Annotated in this window: 19 protein-coding genes, 1 pseudogene and 1 riboswitch; of the genes and pseudogenes, 9 read left to right on the forward strand and 11 right to left on the reverse strand. The window is 72.3% G+C overall.

Features of this window, described 5'->3' with window-relative positions; all coding sequences use genetic code 11:
• The 7 genes and pseudogenes from G3I42_RS09095 to G3I42_RS09125 form a co-directional block, all read left to right on the forward strand.
• Nucleotides 1-283, forward strand: a pseudogene (locus G3I42_RS09095) (hypothetical protein); the annotation flags it as partial.
• Nucleotides 274-1,083 carry an ABC transporter permease gene (locus tag G3I42_RS09100; RefSeq protein ID WP_164284113.1) on the forward strand — a complete coding sequence of 270 codons (810 nt, stop codon included), beginning with the start codon at nt 274-276 and terminating at the stop codon, nt 1,081-1,083. The pseudogene G3I42_RS09095 and the gene G3I42_RS09100, both read left to right, overlap by 10 nt.
• On the forward strand, nt 1,080-1,949 hold the full coding sequence (locus G3I42_RS09105) for an ABC transporter ATP-binding protein (protein WP_239096345.1): 870 nt from the start codon (nt 1,080-1,082) through the stop codon (nt 1,947-1,949). The genes G3I42_RS09100 and G3I42_RS09105 overlap by 4 nt, the downstream gene beginning before the upstream one ends.
• Before the next feature lie 71 nt (nt 1,950-2,020).
• Nucleotides 2,021-3,010 carry an aliphatic sulfonate ABC transporter substrate-binding protein gene (locus tag G3I42_RS09110; RefSeq protein WP_164284115.1) on the forward strand — a complete coding sequence of 330 codons (990 nt, stop codon included), beginning with the start codon at nt 2,021-2,023 and terminating at the stop codon, nt 3,008-3,010.
• Entirely contained in the window at nt 3,007-4,476 is a 1,470-nt protein-coding gene (locus G3I42_RS09115) for a sulfatase-like hydrolase/transferase (RefSeq protein ID WP_164284117.1), read from the forward strand. Before G3I42_RS09110 ends, G3I42_RS09115 begins: the two co-directional genes overlap by 4 nt.
• Before the next feature lie 49 nt (nt 4,477-4,525).
• Nucleotides 4,526-6,868 carry a family 43 glycosylhydrolase gene (locus G3I42_RS09120; protein WP_164284119.1) on the forward strand — a complete coding sequence of 781 codons (2,343 nt, stop codon included), beginning with the start codon at nt 4,526-4,528 and terminating at the stop codon, nt 6,866-6,868.
• A gap of 181 nt (nt 6,869-7,049) precedes the next feature.
• Nucleotides 7,050-8,495, forward strand: coding sequence for a glyceraldehyde-3-phosphate dehydrogenase (locus G3I42_RS09125; protein ID WP_164284121.1), 1,446 nt, complete (start codon nt 7,050-7,052; stop codon nt 8,493-8,495).
• A 234-nt stretch (nt 8,496-8,729) separates the two neighbouring features.
• Here G3I42_RS09125 and G3I42_RS09130 read toward each other — a convergent pair whose 3' ends face one another.
• The gene (locus G3I42_RS09130; RefSeq protein ID WP_239096348.1) at nt 8,730-9,146 is read right to left on the reverse strand and encodes a helix-turn-helix domain-containing protein; all 417 of its coding nucleotides are present in this window, start codon (nt 9,144-9,146) and stop codon (nt 8,730-8,732) included.
• 622 nt (nt 9,147-9,768) lie between these two features.
• On the opposite strand from G3I42_RS09130, the gene G3I42_RS09135 reads away from it, so the two are divergent.
• Nucleotides 9,769-10,614: an NAD(P)H-binding protein gene (locus G3I42_RS09135; protein ID WP_164284122.1), complete on the forward strand. Its 846-nt coding sequence runs from the start codon at nt 9,769-9,771 to the stop codon at nt 10,612-10,614.
• Between the two features lie 112 nt (nt 10,615-10,726).
• Here G3I42_RS09135 and G3I42_RS09140 read toward each other — a convergent pair whose 3' ends face one another.
• The 3 genes from G3I42_RS09140 to G3I42_RS09150 form a co-directional block, all read right to left on the reverse strand.
• Nucleotides 10,727-11,845 (reverse strand): MBL fold metallo-hydrolase, encoded by a 1,119-nt coding sequence (locus tag G3I42_RS09140; protein ID WP_239096349.1) that lies wholly within the window; start codon nt 11,843-11,845, stop codon nt 10,727-10,729.
• 242 nt (nt 11,846-12,087) lie between these two features.
• Nucleotides 12,088-12,900, reverse strand: coding sequence for an SGNH/GDSL hydrolase family protein (locus G3I42_RS09145; RefSeq protein ID WP_343244496.1), 813 nt, complete (start codon nt 12,898-12,900; stop codon nt 12,088-12,090).
• 194 nt (nt 12,901-13,094) lie between these two features.
• Complete coding sequence (locus tag G3I42_RS09150) at nt 13,095-13,823, reverse strand: M23 family metallopeptidase (RefSeq protein ID WP_164284126.1); 729 nt, start codon at nt 13,821-13,823, stop codon at nt 13,095-13,097.
• 2 nt (nt 13,824-13,825) lie between these two features.
• A riboswitch (cyclic di-AMP (ydaO/yuaA leader) is annotated at nt 13,826-14,003 on the reverse strand.
• A 357-nt stretch (nt 14,004-14,360) separates the two neighbouring features.
• Between G3I42_RS09150 and G3I42_RS09155 the strand changes: the two genes are divergently transcribed.
• Nucleotides 14,361-15,197, forward strand: coding sequence for a tyrosine-protein phosphatase (locus G3I42_RS09155; RefSeq protein WP_164284128.1), 837 nt, complete (start codon nt 14,361-14,363; stop codon nt 15,195-15,197).
• A gap of 10 nt (nt 15,198-15,207) precedes the next feature.
• Here the strand turns inward: G3I42_RS09155 and G3I42_RS37460 are convergent, their stop codons facing one another.
• From G3I42_RS37460 to shc, 7 genes are all read right to left on the reverse strand, one after another.
• A complete protein-coding gene (locus G3I42_RS37460; RefSeq protein WP_239096346.1) occupies nt 15,208-15,435 on the reverse strand; it encodes a DUF6126 family protein in 228 nt (75 codons plus the stop codon).
• The gene (locus tag G3I42_RS09165) at nt 15,435-16,052 is read right to left on the reverse strand and encodes an XRE family transcriptional regulator (RefSeq protein ID WP_164284130.1); all 618 of its coding nucleotides are present in this window, start codon (nt 16,050-16,052) and stop codon (nt 15,435-15,437) included. Before G3I42_RS09165 ends, G3I42_RS37460 begins: the two co-directional genes overlap by 1 nt.
• A 64-nt stretch (nt 16,053-16,116) precedes the next feature.
• Nucleotides 16,117-17,547 (reverse strand): aspartate aminotransferase family protein, encoded by a 1,431-nt coding sequence (locus G3I42_RS09170; RefSeq protein WP_164284132.1) that lies wholly within the window; start codon nt 17,545-17,547, stop codon nt 16,117-16,119.
• The gene (dxs, locus tag G3I42_RS09175; RefSeq protein ID WP_164284134.1) at nt 17,544-19,439 is read right to left on the reverse strand and encodes a 1-deoxy-D-xylulose-5-phosphate synthase; all 1,896 of its coding nucleotides are present in this window, start codon (nt 19,437-19,439) and stop codon (nt 17,544-17,546) included. The genes G3I42_RS09170 and dxs overlap by 4 nt, the downstream gene beginning before the upstream one ends.
• 163 nt (nt 19,440-19,602) lie before the next feature.
• Complete coding sequence (gene hpnH / locus G3I42_RS09180; protein ID WP_007819823.1) at nt 19,603-20,625, reverse strand: adenosyl-hopene transferase HpnH; 1,023 nt, start codon at nt 20,623-20,625, stop codon at nt 19,603-19,605.
• Nucleotides 20,626-20,630: 5 nt separating this feature from the next.
• Complete coding sequence (locus G3I42_RS09185; protein WP_164284137.1) at nt 20,631-21,305, reverse strand: 1-hydroxy-2-methyl-2-butenyl 4-diphosphate reductase; 675 nt, start codon at nt 21,303-21,305, stop codon at nt 20,631-20,633.
• Entirely contained in the window at nt 21,305-23,284 is a 1,980-nt protein-coding gene (shc, locus tag G3I42_RS09190; protein ID WP_164284139.1) for a squalene--hopene cyclase, read from the reverse strand. The genes G3I42_RS09185 and shc overlap by 1 nt, the downstream gene beginning before the upstream one ends.
• Nucleotides 23,285-23,418 lie beyond the last annotated feature (134 nt).

The following is a 23,418-nucleotide window of genomic DNA, read 5'->3' on the forward strand; positions in this document are numbered from 1 at the left end:
GCGCCCCGCCCCCGACGTACGTCCCGCGCTGCTCGGCGACGCGGGCGGGGCGCTCGGCGCGCTCGCCCTCGTCCTGCGCGAGTCCCCGCCGCCGACGGGCCCCGCCGTCCCCGTACCCGGAGCGGCGTCCGTACCCGGAGCGACCTCCGTACCCCGTTCGCCCACCGGCGCCGTTCCGGCCGCCGTGCCCGATCCGTCCGCCGTCCGCCGTCCGGCCGCGTCCGCGCGGCGTCAGGGAGCAACCGTGCCCGTCCCGTCCCGAGGGAGGCCGTCGTGGCCGTGATCCCCGCCCCCGACCGCGCCACCGTCCCCGAGAAGGGACCCGTGCGGTCGCGGTGGCGACCGCCCGCCCCGCTCCTGAACCTGCTCGCGCTCGTGCTCGGGCTCGGGGTGTGGTGGCTGCTCGCCGCGACCGGGCTCGTGGACGTGCCGGGGCCCTGGCCCGTGGCGCGGCGGGCCGGCGAGATGATCGCCGACGGCTCGCTGCTCACCGACACGCTGGCGAGCCTGCGCCGGGTGCTGATCGGCTTCGTGCTCGGCGTCGTGCTCGCCGTCCCGGTCGGGTTCCTGATGGGCTGGTACCCGCCGGTGCGGGCGCTGCTCGAACCGTACGTGCAGTTCTTCCGCGCGGTGCCGCCGCTCGCGACCATCCCGCTCGCGATCGTGCTGCTGGGGATCGGCGAGACGCCGAAGGTGTTCGTCATCTTCCTCGCCTCCTTCCTCGCGACCGTCGTCGCGGCGCTCCAGGGCGTCACGGCGACGGACCGCACGCTCATCAACGCGGCGCGGGTGCTCGGCGCCCCGGACCGGGTGATCTTCCTCAAGGTGGTGATCCCCGCGTCGACGCCCTTCCTGCTCGTGGGGGCGCGGATCGGGCTCGGCTCCTCGTGGGCGACGCTCGTCGCGGCCGAACTCATCGCCGCCGACAAGGGACTCGGCTACGAGATGACGCACGCGCAGACCTACTACGACCTGCCGACGATCTTCGTCGGTCTGCTCACCATCGGGGTCGTCGGACTCGTGATGGACCACCTGCTGCTGCGGGCGGAGCGGCACCTCACCTCCTGGCAGGAACGACGATGACACGGCCCCCGTACGGAACGCGCGACGAGACGCGCGATGAAGCCCGCGACGAGACACGCGCTCCGCTCACGCGCGCGCCCGCGCTGGACCGCGCGAAGATCTCCTTCCGCGAGGTGAGCCGCCACCACCCCGTCAAGGGCGGCGTGTTCACCGCGCTCGACCGGCTCTCGCTCGACATCGCCGAGGGCGAGTTCGTCGCGGTCGTCGGCCCCTCGGGGTGCGGCAAGTCGACGCTGCTCAACCTCGCGGCCGGTCTCGACACACCGAGCGGCGGCGAGGTCCTCGTGGACGGGGTGCCGGTGCGCGGGCCCGGGCCCGACCGGGGTGTCGTCTTCCAGCAGTACGCGCTGTTCCCGTGGCTCACCGTGCGCGGCAGCGTCGAGTTCGGGCTGCGCCTGACCCGGCTGCCGGCCGCGGAGCGCCGCCGCCGCGCCGACCACGCCCTCGCCCTCGTCGGGCTGGACGACTTCGCCGACGCGCTGCCCCGCACGCTGTCGGGCGGCATGAAGCAGCGGTGCGCGCTCGCGAGGGCGTACGCGGTCGATCCGGCGGTCCTGCTCATGGACGAGCCCTTCGGCGCGCTCGACGCGCTCACCCGGGTCCGTTCGCAGGAGCAATTGCTCGCGACGTGGACGCGTGAGCGGCGCACGGTGCTGTTCGTGACGCACGACGTGGACGAGGCGGTGTACCTCGCCGGGCGTGTCGTCGTGATGGCGGCCCGCCCCGGCCGGGTCCACCGCGTCGTCGAGGTGCCGCTGCCCCGGCCGCGCACCGAGGAGCTGCGGCTGTCGCGGGAGTTCGCCGAAGTGCGCAACGAGGTGTGGCACGCGGTGTACCACCAGGAAGCCGCGACACCGGACGCCTGACCTCAACTCCCCTTCGTGCGAGTCCCCTTCACCCCTCCCACCACCCCTCCACCCGAAAGGCCCCCGCCCTCATGCCCCTCTCCCGCCGCGCCCTGCTCACGGCACTCTCCGCGACACCACTGGCACTCGCCGTGTCCGCCTGCTCCGACGACTCCTCGGGCGGCGGTTCGCCGGGCGGCACGCGGGACGTCCGCTTCGGCTACATCGCCGACTACAACGGGGCGAGCCTCCTCGCCATCGCGCGGGAGCGGGGGCTGTGGAAGAAGCACGGCCTGACCGCCTCGTACCGCGTCTTCGTCAACGGCCCCGTGCAGATCCAGGCGCTGGGCACCGGCGATCTCGACTACGGGTACATCGGTCCCGGCGCGATGTGGCTGCCCGCTTCGGGCAAGGCCCGGATCGTCGCGATCGACACGCTCACCTACGCGGACCGCGTCATCGCGAAGCCGGGCATCACCTCGATACAGGGGCTCAAGGGCCGCAAGGTCGGTGTCCCCGAGGGGACTTCGGGCGAGATGGTGCTGCGGCTCGCGCTCAAGAAGGCCGGGATGACGATGGACGACATCCAGAAGGTCGTCATGGACGCGCCGACGATCGTCGCGGCCTTCTCCTCGGGCCGTATCGACGGCGCGGGCATCAACTACCCGCTCATCGACACGATCAAGGAGAAGGTGCCGAAGCTCGTGGAGGTCGCGAGCACGGAGGACATCGGCGGGAGCTTCCCCACCGCGTTCGTCGCCGGGCCGAAGACGGACGAAGCGGCCGAGGCGAAGGTCGTGGCGGTCCTCAAGGAGGCGAACGACTGGCGGGCCGCGCACCCCAAGGAGTCGGTGGCGCTGAGCGCGAAGCTGCTCAAGGTGGACGAGGCGAAGGTGAAGGCCGACGCGAGTCACGTCAAGGCGCTCACGACGAAGGAGCTCGTGGCGCGCACGCAGGACGGCACGGTCGACGGCTGGCTCGACGCGATGAGCGAATTCTTCGTCGGCACAGGCCAGTTGAAGAAGGCGCCGAAGGCGTCGTCCTTCTACGCCGGCGAGACGTTCGTGAAGGCGGGCCAGTGAACTTCCTGTTCCTCATGACCGACCAGCACCGCGTCGACACCCTCGGCGCGTACGGCAATCCGCACGTCGCGACCCCGCACCTGGACCGGCTCGCGGCGAGCGGTACGCGCTTCGACCGCTTCTACACGCCGACGGCGATCTGCACCCCGGCCCGGGCGAGCCTGCTCACCGGCCAGGCGCCCTTCAGGCACCGGCTGCTCGCCAACCAGGAGCGGAACGTGGGGTACTTGGAGGACCTGGCCGCGGACGCCTTCACCTTCCCGGCCGCGCTCGCCGCGCGCGGCTACCGGCTCGGGCTCATCGGCAAGTGGCACGTCGGCACCCGGCGCGACGCGGCCTCGTACGGCTTCGAGGGGCCCGACCTGGCCGGCTGGCACAACCCGGTGGACCACCCCGACTACCTCGCCTATCTCGCGGAGCGCGGGCTGCCCCCGTACCGCATCAGCGAGCCGGTGCGCGGCACGGCGCCCAACGGAAGTCCGGGGAACCTGCTCGCGGCGCGCCTCGACCAGCCCGTCGAGGCGACCTTCGAGCACTACCTCGCGACGCGCGCCATCGAGCGGTTGGAGCGGTACGCGGCCGAGGGGGCCCGCGACGGCAGGCCGTTCTTCCTCGCGACGCACTTCTTCGGCCCGCACCTGCCGTACCTGCTGCCCGACGCCTACTACGACCGCTACGACCCCGCGCTCGTCGAGCTGCCGCCCTCGGTCGCCGAGACCTTCGAGGGCAAACCCCCCGTGCAGCGCAACTACAGCGCGCACTGGGCGTTCGACACCATGCCCGAGGAGGTGAGCCGCAAGCTCGTCGCCGTCTACTGGGGGTACGTGAGCCTCGTCGACGAGCAGATCGGGCGCATCCTGACCCGCATGGAGGAGCTGGGTCTCGCCGACAGCACCTCCGTCTTCTTCACCGCCGACCACGGCGAGTTCACGGGCGCGCACCGGCTCCACGACAAGGGCCCGGCGATGTACGAGGACATCTACCGCATCCCCGGGATCGTCCGGGTGCCCGGTCAACCGGCCCAGGCGCGCGACGAGTTCGTCTCGCTCACCGACTGCACCGCGACCCTGCTCGACCTCGCGGGCTGCGACACCACGGACGCCACCGACAGCCGCAGCCTGCTCCCGCTGCTGCGCGGGGAGCACCCGGAGTGGCCGGCCGAGGTGCTCGCCGAGTTCCACGGCCACCACTTCCCCTACCCGCAGCGCATGCTGCGCGAGAGGCGCTTCAAACTCGTCGTCAATCCGGACTCGTGCAACGAGCTGTACGACCTGGAGACCGACCCGCACGAGCTGGTGAACCGCTACGAGGACCACGAACTGGCCGCCGTACGCCGCAGGTTGTCGCAGCGACTGTACGAGCTGCTGCGCGAGCGCGGCGACAACTTCTACCACTGGATGACCTCGATGGCGGACATCGGGGACCCGGACCACGACCCGACGCTGAGCGCCTTCGAGCGCGGCTGAACAACCTTTTCCGCTTGCCTGCTTCACTCGCAGAAGGGCTCTCCCCGCCGTGCAGCGCAGACCCGCACTCCAACGGCACCACCTCCTCCTCGTCGTCCTCGCCGCGCTCCTGCTCGGCGCACTGCCCCCGGCGGGCCGCGCGCACGCGGCGGAACCGGACGCGCGCGGGGCGGCCCCGGCCACGTACACGAACCCCGTCTCCGGGCAGGCCGTGGACACCTTCCCCGACCCCGCGATGATCCGGGGCAAGGACGGCTACTGGTACGCCTACGGCACGCAGAACCCGGTCTTCCAGAGCAAGGGCGAGACCGGTGAGCGCACGCTGCCGATCCTGCGTTCCGCCGACCTGACCCACTGGACGTACGCGGGCGAGGTCTTCACCCCCGCCGACCAGCCCGCCTGGCACGGCGGTTCGCGGCTGTGGGCGCCCGACATCCGGTACACGGACGGGCAGTACACGCTGTACTACTCGGTGCCCGACCGGAACACCGTCGGCGTGGCGACCGCGCCGACGCCGACCGGGCCGTGGACCGACCGGGGCGCCGTGCTGCCGAGCCCGAGCGGCTGCGCGAGCGGGAACATCGACCAGGCGCAGTTCACCGACGTGGGCGGGCAGCCGTACCTCTACTGGGGCAGCTACGACACGATCTGCGTCGCCCGCCTCAACGGCGACCGCACCCGTATCGAGGGCGAGGTGACCGAGGTCGCCCAAGGGCGGCGCGTCGAGGGCGGGTTCGTCGTGCGCCGCGAGGGCTTCTACTACCTCTTCTACTCGGACGCCGGGTGCTGCGACGGCGGCGCGAGCGGCTACCAGGTGAAGGTGGGCCGGTCCACGAGCCCCACGGGCCCCTTCAGCGACGACCAGGGCGTCCCGCTGATGGCGGCGAGCAGCAAGGGCACCGTCGTGGTGGGCGGTGACGGGCGCTGGATCGGCGCCGGGCACAACGCGCTCCACACCGACCTGTCGGGGCAGGACTGGCTCGTCTACCACGCGATCCCCGCCGCCGACCCCGATCTGGCGCGCGTCCCCGGCATCGACCGCACGCTCAGCAGGCGCCCGCTGCTCATCGACCGGCTCGACTGGATCGACGGCTGGCCCGTCGTCCGCGCGGGTGCCGGCCCCTCGCACGACGCACAGCCGGCCCCGGTCACCGCGTGGGACACCGGGAGCACCTTCGCGAGCGGCGGGCTCGACGGCTGGCGGGCGAGCGGCGCGGACACCGGGGCGTGGAGCCTCGGGAACGACCGGGACGCGGGCGGTCTCGTCAGCCGTACGGGCGGGGACCGGGCGGCCGGTTACCTCATGTCGCCCGGCACGGCGCCCGCGCGCGTACGGGCCGAGGCCGACCTGCGCGTGACGGCGGAGGAGGGCTCGGCGGGCCTCGTCCTCGCGCACCAGGACGCGGGCGACCAGATCCTCGCCTGGCTCGACCGGCCCACCCGGAGCCTGGTCACCGACGTCCTCGTGGACGGGAGGAGCACGGGGCGGCAGTCGACGCCGCTGCCCTCCGGCTACCAGTGGGGTGCCTGGCGCAACGTCGCCGCCGAGCTGCGCGGCACCCGGCTCACCGTCGAGGTCAGCGCGGACCGGCTGCACGACGCGGTGGCGACGCAGACCCGTACCGTGCCGGCCGCCGCCGCCCGGGCGGGACATGTGGGGATCGCCGCACGCGGCGCGGGCGCACAGGCGGACAACGTCGGCGGCGTACGGCTGTACACGCCGGTCACGGCCCGCGTGCCCGATCCGCGGACGGGCGCGCGGCTCGATGCCTTCGGCGACGAGTTCGAGGGCTCGGCGCCCGGCCCGGGCTGGAGCTGGGTACGCGGCCCGGCGGCGGGCGCGGGCACGGGCGGCGGCGATCTCGTGTTCCCGACGCAGAACGCCGAGCTGTACCTCGGCACGAACACGGCGTCCGTCCTCACCAGGCCCGCGCCGAGCGGGGACTTCGTCGTCGAGACGAAGCTCCGGCTCGACAACGGGCCCGGCAACCAGCAGGCGGGCCTCGTCCTGTACGGGGACGACGACCGGTACGTGAAGCTCGTCCACGCCGTACTGCCGCTGAGCCACAAGGACGGCCAGGTCACGCACGTCACCGAGTTCGCGCGCGAGGGCGCGCTCCCGGCGGCGCGGCCACCGGCGGCGAACGCGTACGGGCCGATGTTCGGCGGGGCCCCGGGGCAGACGACGTGGCTGCGGCTCGCCCACCGCGTGGACGCCGCGCGCGCTCTGCACGAGGTGCGCGCCGCGAGCAGCACGGACGGCGTCCACTGGACGTGGACCGGTACGTGGACGCTCCCGGACACGTCGGCGCCACTGCGGATCGGGCTGGTGGCGCTCGGCACGGCGGGCGCGACGGCGCGGTTCGGGTACGTGCGGACGTACGCGGGCTGAACGGCGCGGGAGGGCGGGGCGGGCGCCTGCGACGGGCACCCGCCCCGCCGTACGTGCCCGCTTGCCCCGTCCCCGCGTCCCGTACCCGTCCCGAACTGGTCGTACATCACACCCACGCCCGGCAGATGGTCACACCCATCGGGTTAACATATGAGCGCCGCCTAGCTCGAAAGATGGATCTGTGACTGTCAACGAGGACTCGTTCACCAACTGGAAGACCCGCGAGGAAATCGCGGAAGCGATGATTCCCGTCATCGGGAGGCTCCAGCGGCAACGGGACGTCACCGTGCTGCTGCACAGCCGCTCGCTGGTGAACAAGTCGGTGGTCGGGATTCTCAAGACCCACCGCTTCGCCCGGCAGATCGCCGGCGAGGAGCTGTCGGTCACCGAGACGATGCCCTTCCTCCAGGCGCTCACGACGCTCGATCTCGGCCCCTCGCAGATCGACATCGGCATGCTCGCCGCGACGTACAAGAGCGACGACCGGGGCCTGAGCGTCGCCGAGTTCACCGCCCGGGCCGTCGAGGGAGCGACCGGCGAGCGGAAGATCGAGCGCGGCGCCCCGCGCGACGTCGTCCTCTACGGCTTCGGGCGGATCGGGCGGCTGCTCGCCCGGCTGCTCATCGAGAAGGCGGGCTCGGGCAACGGCCTGCGCCTGCGCGCCGTCGTGGTCCGCAAGGCCGGCGGTCAGGACCTCGTCAAGCGTGCCTCGCTGCTGCGCCGCGACTCCGTGCACGGCCAGTTCCAGGGCACGATCATCGTGGACGAGGAGAACGACACCCTCATCGCGAACGGCAACGCGATCCGGTTCATCCACTGCGACGACCCGGCGACCGTGGACTACACCGCGTACGGCATCGACGACGCCATCCTCATCGACAACACGGGCCGCTGGCGCGACCGCGCGGGCCTCTCGCAGCACCTGCGCCCGGGCATCGCGAAGGTCGTCCTCACCGCGCCCGGCAAGGGCGACGTGCCGAACATCGTGCACGGCGTGAACCACGAGTCGATCAAGCCAGACGAGCGGATCATCTCCTGCGCCTCCTGCACGACGAACGCCATCGTGCCGCCGCTCAAAGCGATGGCGGACGAGTTCGGCGTCGAGCGCGGCCACGTCGAGACGGTGCACTCCTTCACCAACGACCAGAACCTGCTGGACAATTACCACAAGTCCGATCGTCGCGGCCGGTCCGCGCCGCTCAACATGGTCCTCACCGAGACCGGCGCCGCCTCGGCGGTCGCGAAGGCCCTGCCCGACCTCAAGGCGAAGATCAGCGGCAGCTCGATCCGCGTCCCCGTCCCGGACGTCTCGATCGCGATCCTCAACCTCCAGCTGAGCCGCGAGACGAGCCGCGAGGAAGTCCTCACCCACCTGCGCGAGGTCTCCCTCACCTCACCGCTGCGCCGCCAGATCGACTTCACCACCTCGGCCGACGCCGTCTCCAGCGACTTCGTCGGCTCGCGCCACGCCTCGATCGTGGACGCCGGGGCGACCAAGGTCGACGGCGACAACGCGATCCTCTACCTCTGGTACGACAACGAGTTCGGCTACTCGTGCCAGGTCGTACGCGTCGTCCAGCACGTCTCGGGCGTCGAGTACCCGACCTTCCCAGCACCGCTCGGCTGAGCCGGGGCGGAGCACCGGCTCCCCGCCGCCGGGCGGCATCCGCTGATCTTCTTCCAGGGCTCCATGCACGCTCTCGGCGAATCCGGTGCCGGCTGAGAGGGGCGCCGAAGAGGTGCGCCTGTCCGAGAGATGCGCCTGAGAGGTGCGCCCAAAAGATGCGCCCGAGAGGTGCCGCCTCACCTGTCGACGCGCGACCCGGCGCCCCGCGGCACATCGGGCGCCACGGGGCGCCGGTCAGCGACCGGTCGCCGCGTCCGCCGTGTCGAACGCCTTCCTCGCCCGCTCCACGGCGGGAAGGTGCTCGCCCGCCCATACGGCGAGCGAGGCGAAGAGCGGGGCCAGGCTTTTGCCCAGATCGCTGATCTCGTACTCCACCCGGGGTGGCACCTCCGGGTAATACGTGCGTACCACCAGGCCGTCCCGCTCAAGCTGCCGCAGGCGCTGCGTCAGCACCTTGGGCGTGATGCTGCCGATGTTGCGGTGCAGCTCGACGAAACGCTGGACACCGTAGGCGTTGAGCGTCCACAGGATCGGTGTGGTCCACCGGCTGAAGACGATGTCGACCACGGGGGCGATCGGGCACGCCTGCTCCCCGCTGACGCGCGGCGTTCCGTTGGTGAGGGCTGCGGGGGTGTCCGGGTGACTCTTCAGCACGTCGCTCGCCTTCCGGGAAGTCACTTTCCCCTGGGTACTCAATATATCGACGGCAATAGCTTCTCGAAACCCGTCGGCATCCCGACTCCGCACCATCCGCACCGCCCCGAAGTGACCACAACTGCCGAGGAGTTGCCTGCCCGCCCTCGCAGCGGCCTTCCGACCGTACCCACCCCTGGGCGCCGCGGCCGAGCGGGGGATGCCCGAGCCGATGCGGCCACAGGCCGAGGCCGCCGCCAGGCCTGCACTGGTGGACGTCCAGGTCTGGCCGCGGGCGGAGGAGGGTACCGGCGGACCGCGCACCTTCCGGCTCAGCAGGATCGACTCCGCGATCCCGACGGGTGAGCCGGTCGTCCGGCCCGAGAACTTCGAACTGCTATTGGCATGGGCCGAGTTGACGCAACGCATGGAAATGCGCATGTCCCTGGCCAGCCTGCCGCCACCTACGGCAGCGTCCCGCGCGAGAGTCACTTTCCTCTAGGTACCTACTATGCCGCGGATGCTAGCGTCCCGGACCTGACGGCGGAGAGCGCGTGCTGCCGATGCCGCGCCTTCGCCCGTCAGCGGCGATCTCACCCAACGCCCAATGACCCGACCCCCATTGATCAGGGAGCTGTTCATGATTGTTGTCACCGGAGCCACGGGGAACATCGGCCGTCCGCTGGTCGCGGCGCTCGCCCAGGCCGGCGAGGAGGTCGTGGCCGTCTCGCGCAGCGCGCAGCCCGCCGGACTCCCCGGGGGTGTCCGCGTCGCCCAGGCCGACCTCGGGAACTTCGCGAGCATCGCGCCGGTCCTCGAAGGTGCCGACGCGTTCTTCATCCTCCTGGCGGGCGAGCTGAACGGGCCCGGCGAGGCCGCGACGAACCTCCTGGACATCGCGAAGCGTGCCGGGGTGAAGCGCGTCGTCCTCGTCTCCTCCCAGCTCTCCGGCACGCGCTCGGACACCCCCTCCCACAACCGTCTGCGCGAGTTCGAGGCCGCCGTCCGCGCCTCCGGCCTGGAGTACACGATCCTGCGTCCGGGCGGTTTCGCCTCCAACGCGTACGCGTGGTCCGAGTCGGTGCGCACGAACCGCACGGTCTTCTCGCCCTTCGCCGACGTGGCGCTGCCCGTGATCGACCCGGCGGACATCGCGGACGTCGCGGCGGTCGTGCTGCGCGAGGACGATCACGCGGGGCAGACCTACGTCCTGACCGGTCCCGAGGCCATCGGCCCGCGCCGGCAGGCCGAGATGATCGCCGAGGTGCTGGGCGAGGACGTGACCTTCGTGGAGCTGTCCCGCGAGGACGCGCACGCCGCCATGTCGCAGTTCATGCCGGAGGACGTCGTGAGCGGCACGCTCGACGTCCTGGGCTCGCCGCTCCCCGTCGAGCAGCAGGTCAGCCCGGATGTGCACACGGTTCTGGGGCGTCCGGCCCGTCCGTTCAGCGACTGGGTCGCGCGCAACCTGCCCGCCTTCAAGTAAGACCGTCGGCAGGACGGAACCCCTCGCGGTGCCGGGCTCCCAGCCCGGCACCGCGCTGTGCCGCCCGCACCGGGTGCCCCGCGAGCAGGGGTGCCCGGTGCGGGCGCCGGTCTCAGCGTTCGCCCGCGAGGTCGAGGTCGTCGCCGGGCACCCGCACCACCCGCGTGGTACCGACGGGACGCCGCCACGGACGCGTGATCGGGTGGGACACCGCACGCCACCACGGCTCCGTCGGCAGCTCGCCCGCGGGCTCGAAGGGCTGGCCCGGGCGCGGGAAGGCGATGCGGGTGCCGGAGGCGTCGCCGAGGTCCTTCGTCCACTCGGCGGGCTCGGCCCACGGGTGCGGGGCGAGGTTGAAGGTGCCCCAGTGGATCGGCAGCAGGACCCCGCCGCCGAGGTCCCCGTGCGCGCGCAGCGCCTCGGCGGGGGTCATGTGGATGTCGGGCCAGTACTCGCTGTAGGCGCCGAGCTGGATCATCGTCACATCGAAGGGGCCGTGTGCGCGGCCGATGTCGGCGAAGCCGGGGAAGTAGCCGGTGTCCCCGCTGTGGAAGACGCGGTGCCCGGGCCCCGCGACGACCCAGGAGGCCCACAGCGTGTGCTGCGTGTTGCGCAGGCCGCGGCCGCAGAAGTGCCGGGCGGGCGTCGCGGTCAGCCGCACCCCGGCCAGCTCCGTCGACTCGTGCCAGTCCAGCTCGCGTACGAGCGCGTCGGGCACGCCCCAGCGCTCCAGATGCGCGCCGATGCCGAGCGGGACGACGAAAGTGGTGCCGCTCGCCGCGAGCGTGCGGATCGAGGGCAGGTCGAGGTGGTCGTAGTGGTCGTGCGAGATCACCACGGCATCGACGCGGTCGAGCGCGGTGAGCGGGAACGGGGCGGGGTGCAGGCGCTTGGGCCCGGCGAAGGAGAAGGGGGAGCAGCGCTCGCCCCACACCGGGTCGAAGAGGATGCGGGCGCCGTCGATCTCGGTGAGCACCGAGGAGTGCCCCGTCCAGGTGACGCGCAGGCCGCCGCGCGCGGGCCGCGCGAGGTCGGCGAGGGTCGTGGGGTGCACGGGGAGGACGCCTGCGGGGGCGCGCCGGGCTCGTTCCTCGGAGCGGAAGTACGTGCGCAGCAGTTCCTTGCGGTCGGGCGTGGGCGCGCCGCCCGCCGTCTCGCCCGCGGGGCCCTCGGGGTTGGTGAAGACGCCCTTGGCCGGGTCGAAGTGCGGGGAGCGGCGGATGCGGGCCATGCGGGCGCCGCGCGGATCGGCCCCGAAGGCCGGCGGAGTGGGGAGGCGGCGGGTGGGGGGCACGGGTGTCTCCTCGGGTGCGGAAGGTCCGGGGCGGTACGTGTCAATACTCGGCCGGTCCGCCGGCTCGGCGCCCGCCGGGGTGGGCCTTGCGGGGGCTCCGCCCCCGAGCCCCCGCCCCTCAAACGCCCAAGGGGCCGATGTTGGTTCCGCCGGACAGGCCGGATTTCGGTTCCCGGTGGCTACAGCGGCAGCAGGTCGGGCCGCTTCGCGTGGACGTGGTCGCCCGAGGACTCGCCACGCAGGCGGCGGCCGATCCAGGGGACGAGGTACTCACGGGCCCAGGCGATGTCGTCGCGGCGCTCCTCGAAGGTGCCGCGCGGGCGCAGCGGGGGCCAGGGCTGCTCGGGGTCGGCGGGGACGTCGAGGCCGAGGAGCTGGGCGGCGCGCAGGGCGACGCGGGTGTGGCCCTCGGGGCCGAGGTGGAGGCGGTCGCTGTCCCAGGCGCGGCGGTCGCGGACCGAGCGCAGGGCCCACAGGTCCAGGACGAGGCAGCCGTGGCGGTCGGCGACGGCCCGTACGTGCGCGTTGTACGTGGCGATCTTGCCGCGCAGGTGGCGCAGGACCGGCGTGTCGCGTGTGTCGAAGCCGGTCGCGATCATGACGGTGCCCGCCGCGCCGGAGAGCGTGGCGACCGCCTTCTCGAAGCGTGCGGCGAGGTCGTCCGGGTCGGTGCCGGGGCGCAGCACGTCGTTGCCGCCGGCGACGAGGGAGACGAGGTCGGGGGCGAGCGCCGCCGCGCGGGGGACCTGTTCCTCGGCGATCTGGTCGAGGAGCTTGCCGCGCACGGCGAGGTTGGCGTAGCGGAAGGCGGAGCGCTCGGGGAGGCGGTCGGCGAGCTGTACGGCGAGGCGGTCGGCCCAGCCGGTGAAGAGCCCGTCGGGCCCGGGGTCGCCGACGCCCTCGGTGAAGCTGTCGCCCACGGCCACGTAGGACGTCACGGTGCCCTCGACGGGGAGGGCCTTGCTGCTGGGGATCCTCGCTTCTCGTGCCACCTCGGCATCCTTCACCTTTACGCCATACTTACGCCACCGTAGGGAGGGGGTGACACGGAGTGAGAAAGATTACCGGTCAAGAAAGCCCCAACCCCGGAATAAACGCGCCCCCTTGGCGGTCGTGTCCCGCACACGGCCGTGGCGGCCCGCCCCCTGCGGGGAGCGGGCCGCCACGGCTTTCGGGGCTACGGCGCTCAGGCGTTGACGCCGTGCTGCGCGAGGAAGGTGATCGGGTTGACGTCGCTCCCGTACGCGGGACCCGTGCGGATCTCGAAGTGCAGGTGCGGCCCGGTCACGTTGCCGGTCGCGCCGGAGAGGGCGATCTGCTGGCCCTCGGTGACGGTCTGGCCGGCCGAGACCTTGAACGCGGAGAGGTGGCCGTACTGGCTGTAGTGGCCGTCGGCGTGCTTGATGACGATCTGGTTGCCGTAGGCGCCGCCCCAGCCCGCCGTGATGACCGTGCCGGCCGCGACGGACTTGACCGGGGTGCCGGTGTTGACCGGGAAGTCGGCGCCGGTGTGGCCGTGCGACCACAGGCTGCCGTTGCGGCCGTAGCCGCTGCCCTTGACGCCGTCGACGGGCGCGGTCCAGCCGGAGCCCGTGGTGGCCTTCTTGGCGGCGGGGGCCGGGGTCGCGGCCTTCTTCACGACGAGCTTCGAACCGGGCTTGATGATGCCGGGGTTGGTGCCGATGGTGCCCTTGTTCTGCTCGTAGAGCTTCTTCCAGCCGCCGGAGACTTTCTCCTTCTTGGCGATCTGGACGAGCGTGTCACCGGCCTTGACGGTGTACGTCGTGTCCTTCGCGGGGCTGGCGGCGTGGGCGCCGCCGATGGCGGTGAGCGGGAGCGCCACGGCGGCGGCACCGGTGGTGCCGAGCAGCGCGAGGCGACGGGTGAACGAGCGGCGGTTGGCCGTGGCGGACATGCGGATTCCTTCTCCGTCGCCTGCGGGGTGAGCTGTCGGGTTCGGGCTGGAGCTGCCCGGCCACCGGCGCGGTGCGCGCGGCGACTTCACCCCGAGCCGTCCCGGGGGGACCGGGTGCGGCGTGATGCGTGTGGGTCCCCCGCTCCTGCCGGTACGGGTGTGAGTGAGCGTGAGAGTCCGGGGCGGCGGCAGGATTCGGCGTTCCGGCCGGACTGCTGGTGACCGTAAAGGCATCACGACACGCCCGACAAGCAGCCTTTTTGCGTCAGGAATCACATTTCGTGATCCATTCCGAAGATTTCCGTCACTCTCCGTGGAAACCTCCCGATCCGGACAGAACCGGACGTACGCCGTGTGCAGCCAAAACGGTCCACCCGGCCCCGGGCCTGCCTCCGGCACCGTCCGTCACCGCTATGACGCTGCTCACCTCGGGGTTCTCCCGCGCTCCGGTACCTTGCCCGGCCCCGCGGTCCGTGCCAGTCTCGGCCTCGCGCCACCGTCGGCGAGCCGCGCCGGCGGCCCACCGGAAGGAGTCCCGTGACGCAACCGCCCCCGGGGACCGCCCCCGAGCCCGTCGTCGTCGCCTCGGCCGGGCCGGAAGAGCCCGCGCTGAGCGCCGTCCGCAACTTCCGCGACGTGGGCGGGCTGCCCACGCGCGACGGCCGCCGCACCCGTACCGGCGTCCTGTTCCGCAGCGGCCACCTCGCGCACGCGACGGAGGCCGACGCCGCCTACCTCGCCGGCCTCGGCCTCCACTCCGTCTTCGACTTCCGCAACGCCGCCGACCGGGCCCTCGAAGGTCCCGACGTCGAGCTGCCCGGCGTGCGCAACGTGCACCTGCCGCTCAACGACCCGGCGGACGGCGCGGAGTTCTGGCGGATCGTGCGGGACGGTGAGGTGGAGCAGTTGCGGGCCGCGCTCGGCGAGGGGCGCGCCGAGGCCCGTATGGAGGCCAGTTACCGCCAGCTCATCAAGGAGCGCACCGCCGAGCACGGGCGGCTGCTGCGGGCGATCGCCGAGGACAGCGTGCCCGCGCTGCTGCACTGCGCGGCGGGCAAGGACCGGGCGGGCACCTCGGTCGCGCTCGTGCTGCTCGCCGTGGGTGTGGAGGAGGAGGCGATCGAGGAGGACTACCTCAAGTCGAACGCGCGCCACCGCCGCTACCGCGTCTCGCGCGGCAAGGACGCGACCCCGCCCACGGCCCCCGAGATCGCCGCACTCCTCGACCCGCTCTTCGCCGCGCGGGCGAGCTACCTGCGGGCCGCGCTGGAGACGATCGACGCGCACTGGGGCGGCAGGGACCGCTACTTCCGCGAGGTCCTGGGGCTCGACGACGCGCTGCGCGAGCGGCTGCGCGAACGGCTCGTGGAGTAGCCCCGGCCGGTCACTGGTTCTTCGCGCCCAGGGTGAAGAGCAGGTAGAGGAAGGCGGCGACGCCGTGCGCAGCGACGACGTAGACGAAGACACGGACCCACAGCCCGGTGGGGATCTTGTCCTCGACGAAGCGGCGGATGGTGCCGTTCCCCTCCGGTGCGGCCTGCTCGCCGTCCTTCGCCGGTGCGGCCTGCTCGCCGTCCTTCGCCGGCCTGGTCCCGCTGTCGTGCTCGGGCATTACGCGCCTCCTGGGTGGACGTCGCCGAGGCAGAGCGCGCCCAGCGGGCTCTGCAAGAGCGTGTGGACGAAGAGCAGCACCGCGCCGTCCGGGTCCGCGGCGGCGATGCGGTGCGGGGTGAGCGAGTCGAAGTGGGCGCTGTCTCCGGGAGCGAGCAGGTGCGCGCTGTCGCCCAGGCGCAGCCGCAGGCGACCGGTCAGGACGTGCAGCCACTCCTCCCCCGGGTGCACGCGCACGATGTCGCCCTGGCTGCCGTACGGGACCCGTACCCGCAGAGCCTGCATCGCGCGCCCGGGGCCGCCCGCCTGCCAGTACGTCCAGCCGCCCGCCTCGGTGGGCTCCATCGCGCCGGCGCGGACGACCGAGCCCGGTCCGGCGGGGGTCTCGCCGAGGAGTTCGGAGACCGTCGTACCGTAGGTACGGGCCAGGGCGAGCAGCATCGGCAGGCTCGGCTGCCTGCGGCCGGTCTCCAGTCTGGAGAGGTGGGCCGGGGAGAGACTCGCGGCCTGCGCGGCGGCCTCCAGCGTGAGGCCCGCGCGGCGGCGCAGTTCCCGCAGGTGCGGGGCGACGGCGACGGCGAGTTCTTCGGGCGGGCCGCTGTCGGGCTCGGTGCTCATGCCTCCATTCAGCCACCGCCGTGCCTCTCGGGCAAATTTATTGCCCGAGAGGCAAATTCCCAGGTCAGCGGTGAGCGACCGCCTGCTTCACGATGTTCTTCGCGAAGTCGCCCATGAGGCCGCCGTTGTGCGCGTCGTCCATGACCGCCGTGAAGGCGTCCACGAAACGGTCCGCGTCCGCCTCGTCGATCACGAGCGGCGGGATGAGCTTGATGACTTCGAGGTGGTCCCCGGAGACCTGCGTGAGGATGCGGTGCTTCTGGAGCAGCGGCACCACGACCATCTGCGCGAAGAGGCCCTTGCGCGCGGCCTGGAGCATCGCCCAGCGGCTGCGCAGCTTGAGCGAGTCGGGACGGCCGAACTCGATGCCGATCATGAGGCCGCGCCCGCGGACATCGGCGAGCATCTCGTACTTCGGGATCAGGTCGGTCAGCCGCCGCTTGAGGTGGTCCCCCGTGCGGCGCGCGTTCGCGACGATGTTCTCGTCCTCCATGACGTGCAGCACCGCGAGCCCCGCGGCCATCGCCTGCGCGTTGGCGCCGAAGCTCGCCGAGTGGACGAGGACGCGATCCATGGAGGAGTAGACCTTCTTGAAGATCCACTCCTTGCCGAGCGTCGCGCTCACGGGCACGTAGCCGCCCGAGAGGGACTTCGCGACGCACACGAGGTCCGGCTCGACGCCCTCCTCGTGCTGGTAGGCGTAGAAGTCTCCGGTACGCCCCAGCCCGGTCTGCACCTCGTCGGCGATGAGCAGCGCCTTGTGCTTGCGCAGCAGGTCCTGCGCGGCCTTGAGGTAACCGGGCGGGGTCTCGGTGACGCCCTTGCCCTGGATCGGCTCGACGATGAGCCCGGCCACGTCGCCCTTGCGCAGCTCCCGCTCCAGGGCGGAGAGGTCCCCGACGGGGAGCGCGGTGTCGGGGAGCAGCGGCGCGAAGCCGTCGCGGAAGCCCTTCTCGCCGTTCACCGAGAGGGAGCCCGTGGTGAGGCCGTGAAAGGCGTGGTCGTAGAAAAGCACGCGTGTGCGGCCCGTCGCGAAGCGCGCGAACTTCAGCGCCGTCTCGACCGCCTCGGTGCCGCTGTTGCCGAAGAAGACCCGGTCCAGGTGCGGACTGTGCGCGAGCAGCTTCTCGGCGAGCAGCCCGGGCAGCGGCTGGCAGTCGAAGCGGGTGAGGTCGGCGAGCTGGGCGTCGAGCACGTCGTGGAGCGCCTGGCGGACGACCGGGTGGTGGCGGCCGAGCCCCATGACGCCGAAGCCCGCGAGCATGTCGAGGTAGTCCTGCCCCTCGTCGTCCCAGAAGTGGGCGCCCTCGCCGCGCTCGTAGTACTTGTCGAAGCCGATCGTGTGGAGCATGCGCGGCAGCTGGTGGTTGAGGTGCTTCGTGTGCAGCTCGTAGCGCTCGCGCCCGCGTGCGGCGAGCAGGGCGTTGAGATCGAACCCCTTGCCCTGCGTGCCCTCGCCCCCGGGAGCCGCTGCGTCCGTCGTGCCGGTGGTCATCCTTGCGTCTTCTCCTTACGGGCCAGGTGGGCCCCGATGCTTCCGGCGATCTCCACCGGGGTGAGGCCGAGGTCGGCGAGGAGTTCCCCGCGCTTGGCGTGCGGCAGGAACTGCTCGGGGATGCCGAAGTGACGAACGGGGACGTCGACTTCGGCGTCGGCGAGAGCCACCGATACGGCGGCGCCGACCCCGGAGGTACGGCTGTTGTCCTCGACGACCGCGACCACCCGGTGCCGCGCGGCGAGCGGGGCGAGGGCGGGGTCGACGGGCTTGACCCAGCGCGGGTCCACGACGGTCGAACGGATGCCGCGCTCACGCAGCAGCGCGGCGGCGGCGAGGCACACGGGCGCCATGACACCGACCGAGACGAAGAGGACATCGGCCTCCTCCGCCTCCCCCGCGTCCTCCGCGAGCACGTCGAGCCCGCCCTCGCGGCGCAGCGCGGGCAGGTCCGCGCCCACCGTCTCCTTGGGGAAGCGCACGAGGGTCGGCGCGTCGTCCACGGCGACCGCCTCGCGCAACTGGGCGCGCAGCTCGCTCGCGTCGCGCGGCGCCGCGATGCGCAGCCCGGGCACCACCTGGAGCACCGACATGTCCCACATGCCGTTGTGCGAGGCGCCGTCGGTCCCCGTGACCCCGGCCCGGTCCAGGACGAAGGTGACCCCGCACCGGTGCAGGGCGACGTCCATGAGGAGCTGGTCGAAGGCGCGGTTGAGGAAGGTCGCGTACACGGCGACGACGGGGTGCAGTCCGCCGGTCGCGAGCCCGGCGGCCGAGACGGCCGCGTGCTGCTCGGCGATCCCGACGTCCCAGATCCGGTCGGGGAAGCGCGCGGCGAAGGGGGTGAGGCCCACGGGGTCGAGCATCGCGGCGGTGAGCGCGACGACGTCGTGCCGCTCCTCGGCGATGCGCACCAGCTCCTCGCCGAAGACCGCCGTCCAGGAGGGCCCGGCGGCCGGCGTCAGCGCCTCGGCGGTGAGCGGGTCGATCGCGCCCACGGTGTGGAAGCGGTCCGCCTCGTTGGCGAGGGCGGGCTCGTAGCCGCGGCCCTTCTCGGTGATGACGTGCACGATGACGGGCCCGCCGAAGCGCTTGGCGGTCGCGAACGCCGACTCCAGCGCCGCGATGTCGTGGCCGTCGACGGGACCGACGTACTTCAGGCCGAGGTCCTCGAAGAGGCCCTGCGGGGCGAAGGCGTCCTTGAAGCCCTTCTTCGCGCCGTGCAGCGACTCGTAGAGCGGCTTGCCGACGACGGGGGTGCGGTCGAGCACCTCCTTGCCCCAGGCGAGGACCTTCTCGTAGCCGTCGGTGGTGCGCAGCGCGGCGAGATGGTGGGCGAGGCCGCCGATCGTCGGCGCGTAGGAGCGCTCGTTGTCGTTGACGACAAGGACGAGGGGGCGGTCCTTGGCGGCGGCGATGTTGTTGAGCGCCTCCCAGGCCATGCCCCCGGTGAGCGCCCCGTCCCCGGTGACGGCGACGACGTGGGTGTGCTCGCCGCGCAGGTCGCGCGCCTTGGCGAGGCCGTCGGCCCAGCCGAGCACGGTCGAGGCGTGGCTGTTCTCGATGACGTCGTGCGGGGACTCGGCGCGCGAGGGGTAGCCGGAGAGGCCGCCCTTGGAGCGCAGTTTGGAGAAGTCCTGCCGCCCGGTGAGGAGTTTGTGCACGTACGCCTGGTGCCCGGTGTCCCACAGGACGCGGTCGTGCGGCGAGTCGAAGACCCGGTGCAGGGCGATGGTCAGCTCGACGACCCCGAGGTTGGGGCCGAGGTGGCCGCCGGTCCTGGAGACCGCCTGGATCAGGAACTCCCGGATCTCCGCGGCCAGTTCGGGCAGCCGGTCGCTGCCAAGGGCCTTGAGGTCGCGCGGCCCCCGGATGCTTTCGAGCAATGTCACGTTCGGGCCCTCTCTCTTCGGACGTCCGGCCCGGTCGGGTCGGCGGGATACGTGAGCGGGGCCACGCGGCACATCGGAGCGGCAGGCACGGGGCCCCGGCCTCGCAGGGGTGCGAGGCCGGGGCCGCGTGGGGGCCGGTCGGGACGGGCGCGGCCCGTCACGGTCAGGAGCGGTTGCCCGCGATCGTCTCGCGGGCGGCGCGCAGCGAGGCCTGGAGGGAGCCCATGGTGGCCATGACGGCGGTCGGCTCGTAGCCGCAGTGCGCCATGCAGTTGTCGCAGCGCTCGTCCTTGCCGCGCCCGTACTTGTCCCAGTCGGTCTCCTCGATGAGCTGCCGGTACGTGGGCACGTAGCCGTCGCTCATGAGGTAGCAGGGGCGCTGCCAGCCGAAGAGGGAGTAGTTGGGGATCGCCCAGGCGGTGCAGTCGAAGTCCTGCTTGCCCTCCAGGAAGTCGAGGAAGAGCGGCGAGTGGTTGAGCCGCCACCGCTGCCTGTTGCCGCCGGCGAACGCCTTCTTGAACAGCTCGCGGGTCTGCGTCACGCCGAGGAAGTGCTCCTGGTCGGGGGCCTTCTCGTAGGCGTAGGCGGGCGAGATCATCATCTCGTCGACCTGGAGTTCGTCATTGAGGAAGTCGAGCACCTCGATGACCGTCTGCGGGGTGTCGGTGTTGAAGAAGGTCGAGTTGGTGGTGACCCGGAAGCCGCGGCGCTTGGCCTCCTTGATCGCCGCGACGGCCTCGTCGAAGACGCCTTCCTTGGCGACCGACTCGTCGTGCCGCTCCTTGAGGCCGTCGATGTGCACGGCGAAGGCGAAGTAGGGCGAGGGGGTGAACTTCTCGATCTTCTTACGGAGCAGCATCGCGTTGGTGCAGAGGAATACGTACTTCCGCTTGGCCACCAACTGGCGCACGATCTCGTCGATCTGCGGGTGCATGAGGGGCTCACCACCCGCGATGGAGACCATCGGGGCGCCGGACTCCAGAACGGCGCCGACGGCCTGGGCGACCGGCATGCGCTGCTTGAGGACTCCCGCAGGGTGCTGGATCTTGCCGCAGCCCTCGCACTTCAGGTTGCACGCGAAGAGCGGTTCAAGCTCGACGATGAGCGGGAACTTCTCCCGCTTGCGGAGCTTCTGTTCCATCAGATACGTCCCGATCCTGATGGTCTGGCGAAGCGGCATGGCCATCTGGCTCACCTCCTGGGGAGCAGAAAAGTACGGTGCCATTCAGAGAAAGCAGGCAGGACGGCACGGAGTACGCGGAAGGCAGATATTCCCCCGCTGACCGTGCCGATACGGACGAGTTCGTGTTCGGGTGCGTCCACCACCACCCGGACGGCGGCCACCGGACGGGTGGCGGTGGTGGACTCGGCGCGGGCCGTGCGCAGGGTCGCGGCGGACTCCATGTCCACCGCGACGGCGCCCGTCGCGCGCAGCGTGGCCCGCTCGGGGCCGCGCACCACGTGGTCGGAGCCGGCGAGCACCCCGGTGTGCACGGTGCGGCCGGGGATCGTACGGGCGAGCGCGGCGGCGAGCGCCTCGGGCGCGGAACACGAGGTCGAGCCGGCCGCGTCCTCGGTGCGTTCGGCGACCACGAGGTCGCCGGGGTGCATCCCGGGAACGAGTCCGGCGCAGAACCCGGTGGCGAGGACGGCGGTCGTGGGGGGTGCGGACCGCAGCGCGCGCTCGACGGCGCGTTCCGCGGCCTTCGGCCCCATGCCCGTGCGCAGCACGGACACCGCGCCGCCGCCCTGCCGCAGGGTGCGGCCCCCGCCGCTGCGCAGCGCGAAGTGCTCGATGCCGAGCGCGCAGGCGACGAGCAGCGGTGCTGATCCGGGATCGGTCCCGGTTCCGGGGGCCTGTTCCATCAGTTCTCCCCCGGCCCTGTGCCGTTGAGGTAACGGCCGAGCGCCGTCACGGGGAACACCTGCCGGTACAGGTGGTAGTTGATGGTGAAGTCCCAGGGGAAGCCGGTCCCGGTGAACCAGGGTTCGTCCCAGGTGCCGTCCTCGGTCTGGGTCTCGACGAGGTACGCGATGCCGCGGCGCACCTGCTCCGAGTCCCGCTCACCGGCCGCGAGCAGCGCGAGCAGCGCCCAGGCGGTCTGCGAGGCGGTGGAGTGGCCGCGGCCGTGCCAGGCGGTGTCCCGGTAGGAGCGCAGGTCCTCGCCCCAGCCGCCGTCCTCGTTCTGCACCTGGCCGAGCCAGGCGACGGAGCGGCGGATCGCCGGGTGCGAGGCGGGCAGGCCGGCCGCGACGAGCGCGGGGACGACGGCCCCGGTCCCGTACACGTAGTTGACGCCCCAGCGGCCGAACCAGGAACCGTCGCTCTCCTGGTTCTTCAGCAGCCACTCGACGCCGCGCCGGGTGCGCGGGTGGTGGGCGAGGCCCTCCTCGGCGAGCATCTCGACGACGTGCGCGGTGACGTCGGCCGAGGGCGGGTCGATGACCTCGCCGAAGTCGCTGAACGGCAGCCGGTTGGGGAACGGGCTGGTGTTGTCGGCGTCGAAGGCGCCCCAGGCCCCGTTCTTCGACTGCATCCCCGCGTTCCAGTCGACGGCGCGGCGCACCGCCTTGTCGACCCGTGTCGCGTCGGGGTGGGCGACGCGGCGCAGCGCGAGGACCACCTCGGCGGTGTCGTCGATGTCGGGGTAGTTGTCGTTGTGGAACTCGAAGGCCCAGCCCCCCGGCGGCAGGTCGGGGCGGCGCACGACCCAGTCGCCCGGGCGCACGATCTGCTCGGCGAGCATCCAGTCGGCGGCCTTGATCATCTGCGGGTGGTCGCCGGGGACGCCCGCGTCGGCGAGCGCGACGGTGGCCAGGCAGGTGTCCCAGACCGGGGACTGGCACGCCTCGATCATGCGGGCGCCGTCCTCGCGCCAGACCGCGAAGCGGTCGAGCGATTCGAGCCCGGCGCGCAGCACGGGGTGGTCGAGGTCGTAGCCGAGCAGGTGCAGGGCGATGATCGAGTACACGGCCGGGGGCTGGATGCCGCCCCAGCAGCCGTCGTTCTCCTGGCGCTCGACGATCCAGGTGGCGGCGGCGCGCATCGCGGCCTCGCGCACGCGGCGCGGGGCGACCTTGCGGTAGCCGTGGAGCATCTTGTCGAGCTTGAGGAAGACGTTGTCCCAGCTCGCCACCGGCGGTGCCGGCTGGGCCGGGTTGGGGTCGGCCGGGTCGGTGTGCAGCTCTTCGAGCGCGAAGGGCGCGGGGCGCACGGGGCGCTGGGCGCACACGACGGTGAGCGGCACGATGGTCTGGCGGGCCCAGCAGCCGAAGTCGTAGATGTTGAGCGGGGCCCACTTGGGGAAGAACATCAGCTCCGGAGGCATCTCCGGCAGGTCCTCCCACTTCCACCAGCCGAAGAGGGCGAGCCAGATCCGCGTGAAGACCCGGGCGCGGGCGACCCCGCCCTGGGCGCGGACGAAGGCGGACGCCTTGCGCATGTGCGGCGCCTCGGGGCTGTCCCCGGCCAGGCGCAGCGCGACGTACCCCTCGATGGTGGCCGACAGGTCTCCGGGCCCGCCGTAAAAGGTGTTCCAGGTGCCGTCCTCCTGCTGCTCCCCCCGGATGAAGAGCGCGGCGGCCTGGGTCGTTGCCTCGTCCCTGATGCCGAGGAACTGCCGCAGCAGGAGGTCCTCGGCGTCCATGGTGACGTTGGTGGCGAGGTCGCCCTTCCACCAGCCCTCGTCGCTCTGCCGGTCGAGGAGGAAATCCACGGCTCGCCGGGTGGCGCGGGCGGTGGCCTCGTGGGCTTCACTCGCCTCGGGGCTGAGGTGCAAAGGAGCACTGGCCGTGGTAGCCGGGGGCGTCGCCGCCCCGGTGCTTCCATCGGTCGTCGCTGTCATGGCTTCCCCTTCGTGCAGTCTCGATCATCTGCTGTGGGTCCGCCGTCGGCCGGGGCCGCGGCCCGCCCGGTGTCCGCCGGCAGGGGGCGGGGACGTCGGGCGGGCCGCACCGGTCGGCGACTGCGCGTCATCGC

It is taken from the genome of Streptomyces sp. SID11385 (assembly GCF_010548245.1).
Lineage (GTDB): Bacteria > Actinomycetota > Actinomycetes > Streptomycetales > Streptomycetaceae > Streptomyces.

Bases quoted from the DNA above. Each gene is read 5' to 3' on its own strand.
- G3I42_RS09150 (WP_164284126.1), bottom strand. From the start codon at position 13,823: ATGTCCGCCACGGCCAACCGCCGCTCGTTCACCCGTCGCCTCGCGCTG.
- shc (WP_164284139.1), bottom strand. From the start codon at position 23,284: ATGACAGCGACGACCGATGGAAGCACCGGGGCGGCGACGCCCCCGGCT.
- G3I42_RS37460 (WP_239096346.1), bottom strand. From the start codon at position 15,435: ATGCCCGAGCACGACAGCGGGACCAGGCCGGCGAAGGACGGCGAGCAG.
- G3I42_RS09170 (WP_164284132.1), bottom strand. From the start codon at position 17,547: ATGACCACCGGCACGACGGACGCAGCGGCTCCCGGGGGCGAGGGCACG.
- G3I42_RS09135 (WP_164284122.1), top strand. From the start codon at position 9,769: ATGATTGTTGTCACCGGAGCCACGGGGAACATCGGCCGTCCGCTGGTC.
- hpnH (WP_007819823.1), bottom strand. From the start codon at position 20,625: ATGGCCATGCCGCTTCGCCAGACCATCAGGATCGGGACGTATCTGATG.
- G3I42_RS09185 (WP_164284137.1), bottom strand. From the start codon at position 21,305: ATGGAACAGGCCCCCGGAACCGGGACCGATCCCGGATCAGCACCGCTG.
- G3I42_RS09105 (WP_239096345.1), top strand. From the start codon at position 1,080: ATGACACGGCCCCCGTACGGAACGCGCGACGAGACGCGCGATGAAGCC.
- G3I42_RS09165 (WP_164284130.1), bottom strand. From the start codon at position 16,052: ATGAGCACCGAGCCCGACAGCGGCCCGCCCGAAGAACTCGCCGTCGCC.
- G3I42_RS09140 (WP_239096349.1), bottom strand. From the start codon at position 11,845: ATGGCCCGCATCCGCCGCTCCCCGCACTTCGACCCGGCCAAGGGCGTC.
- G3I42_RS09110 (WP_164284115.1), top strand. From the start codon at position 2,021: ATGCCCCTCTCCCGCCGCGCCCTGCTCACGGCACTCTCCGCGACACCA.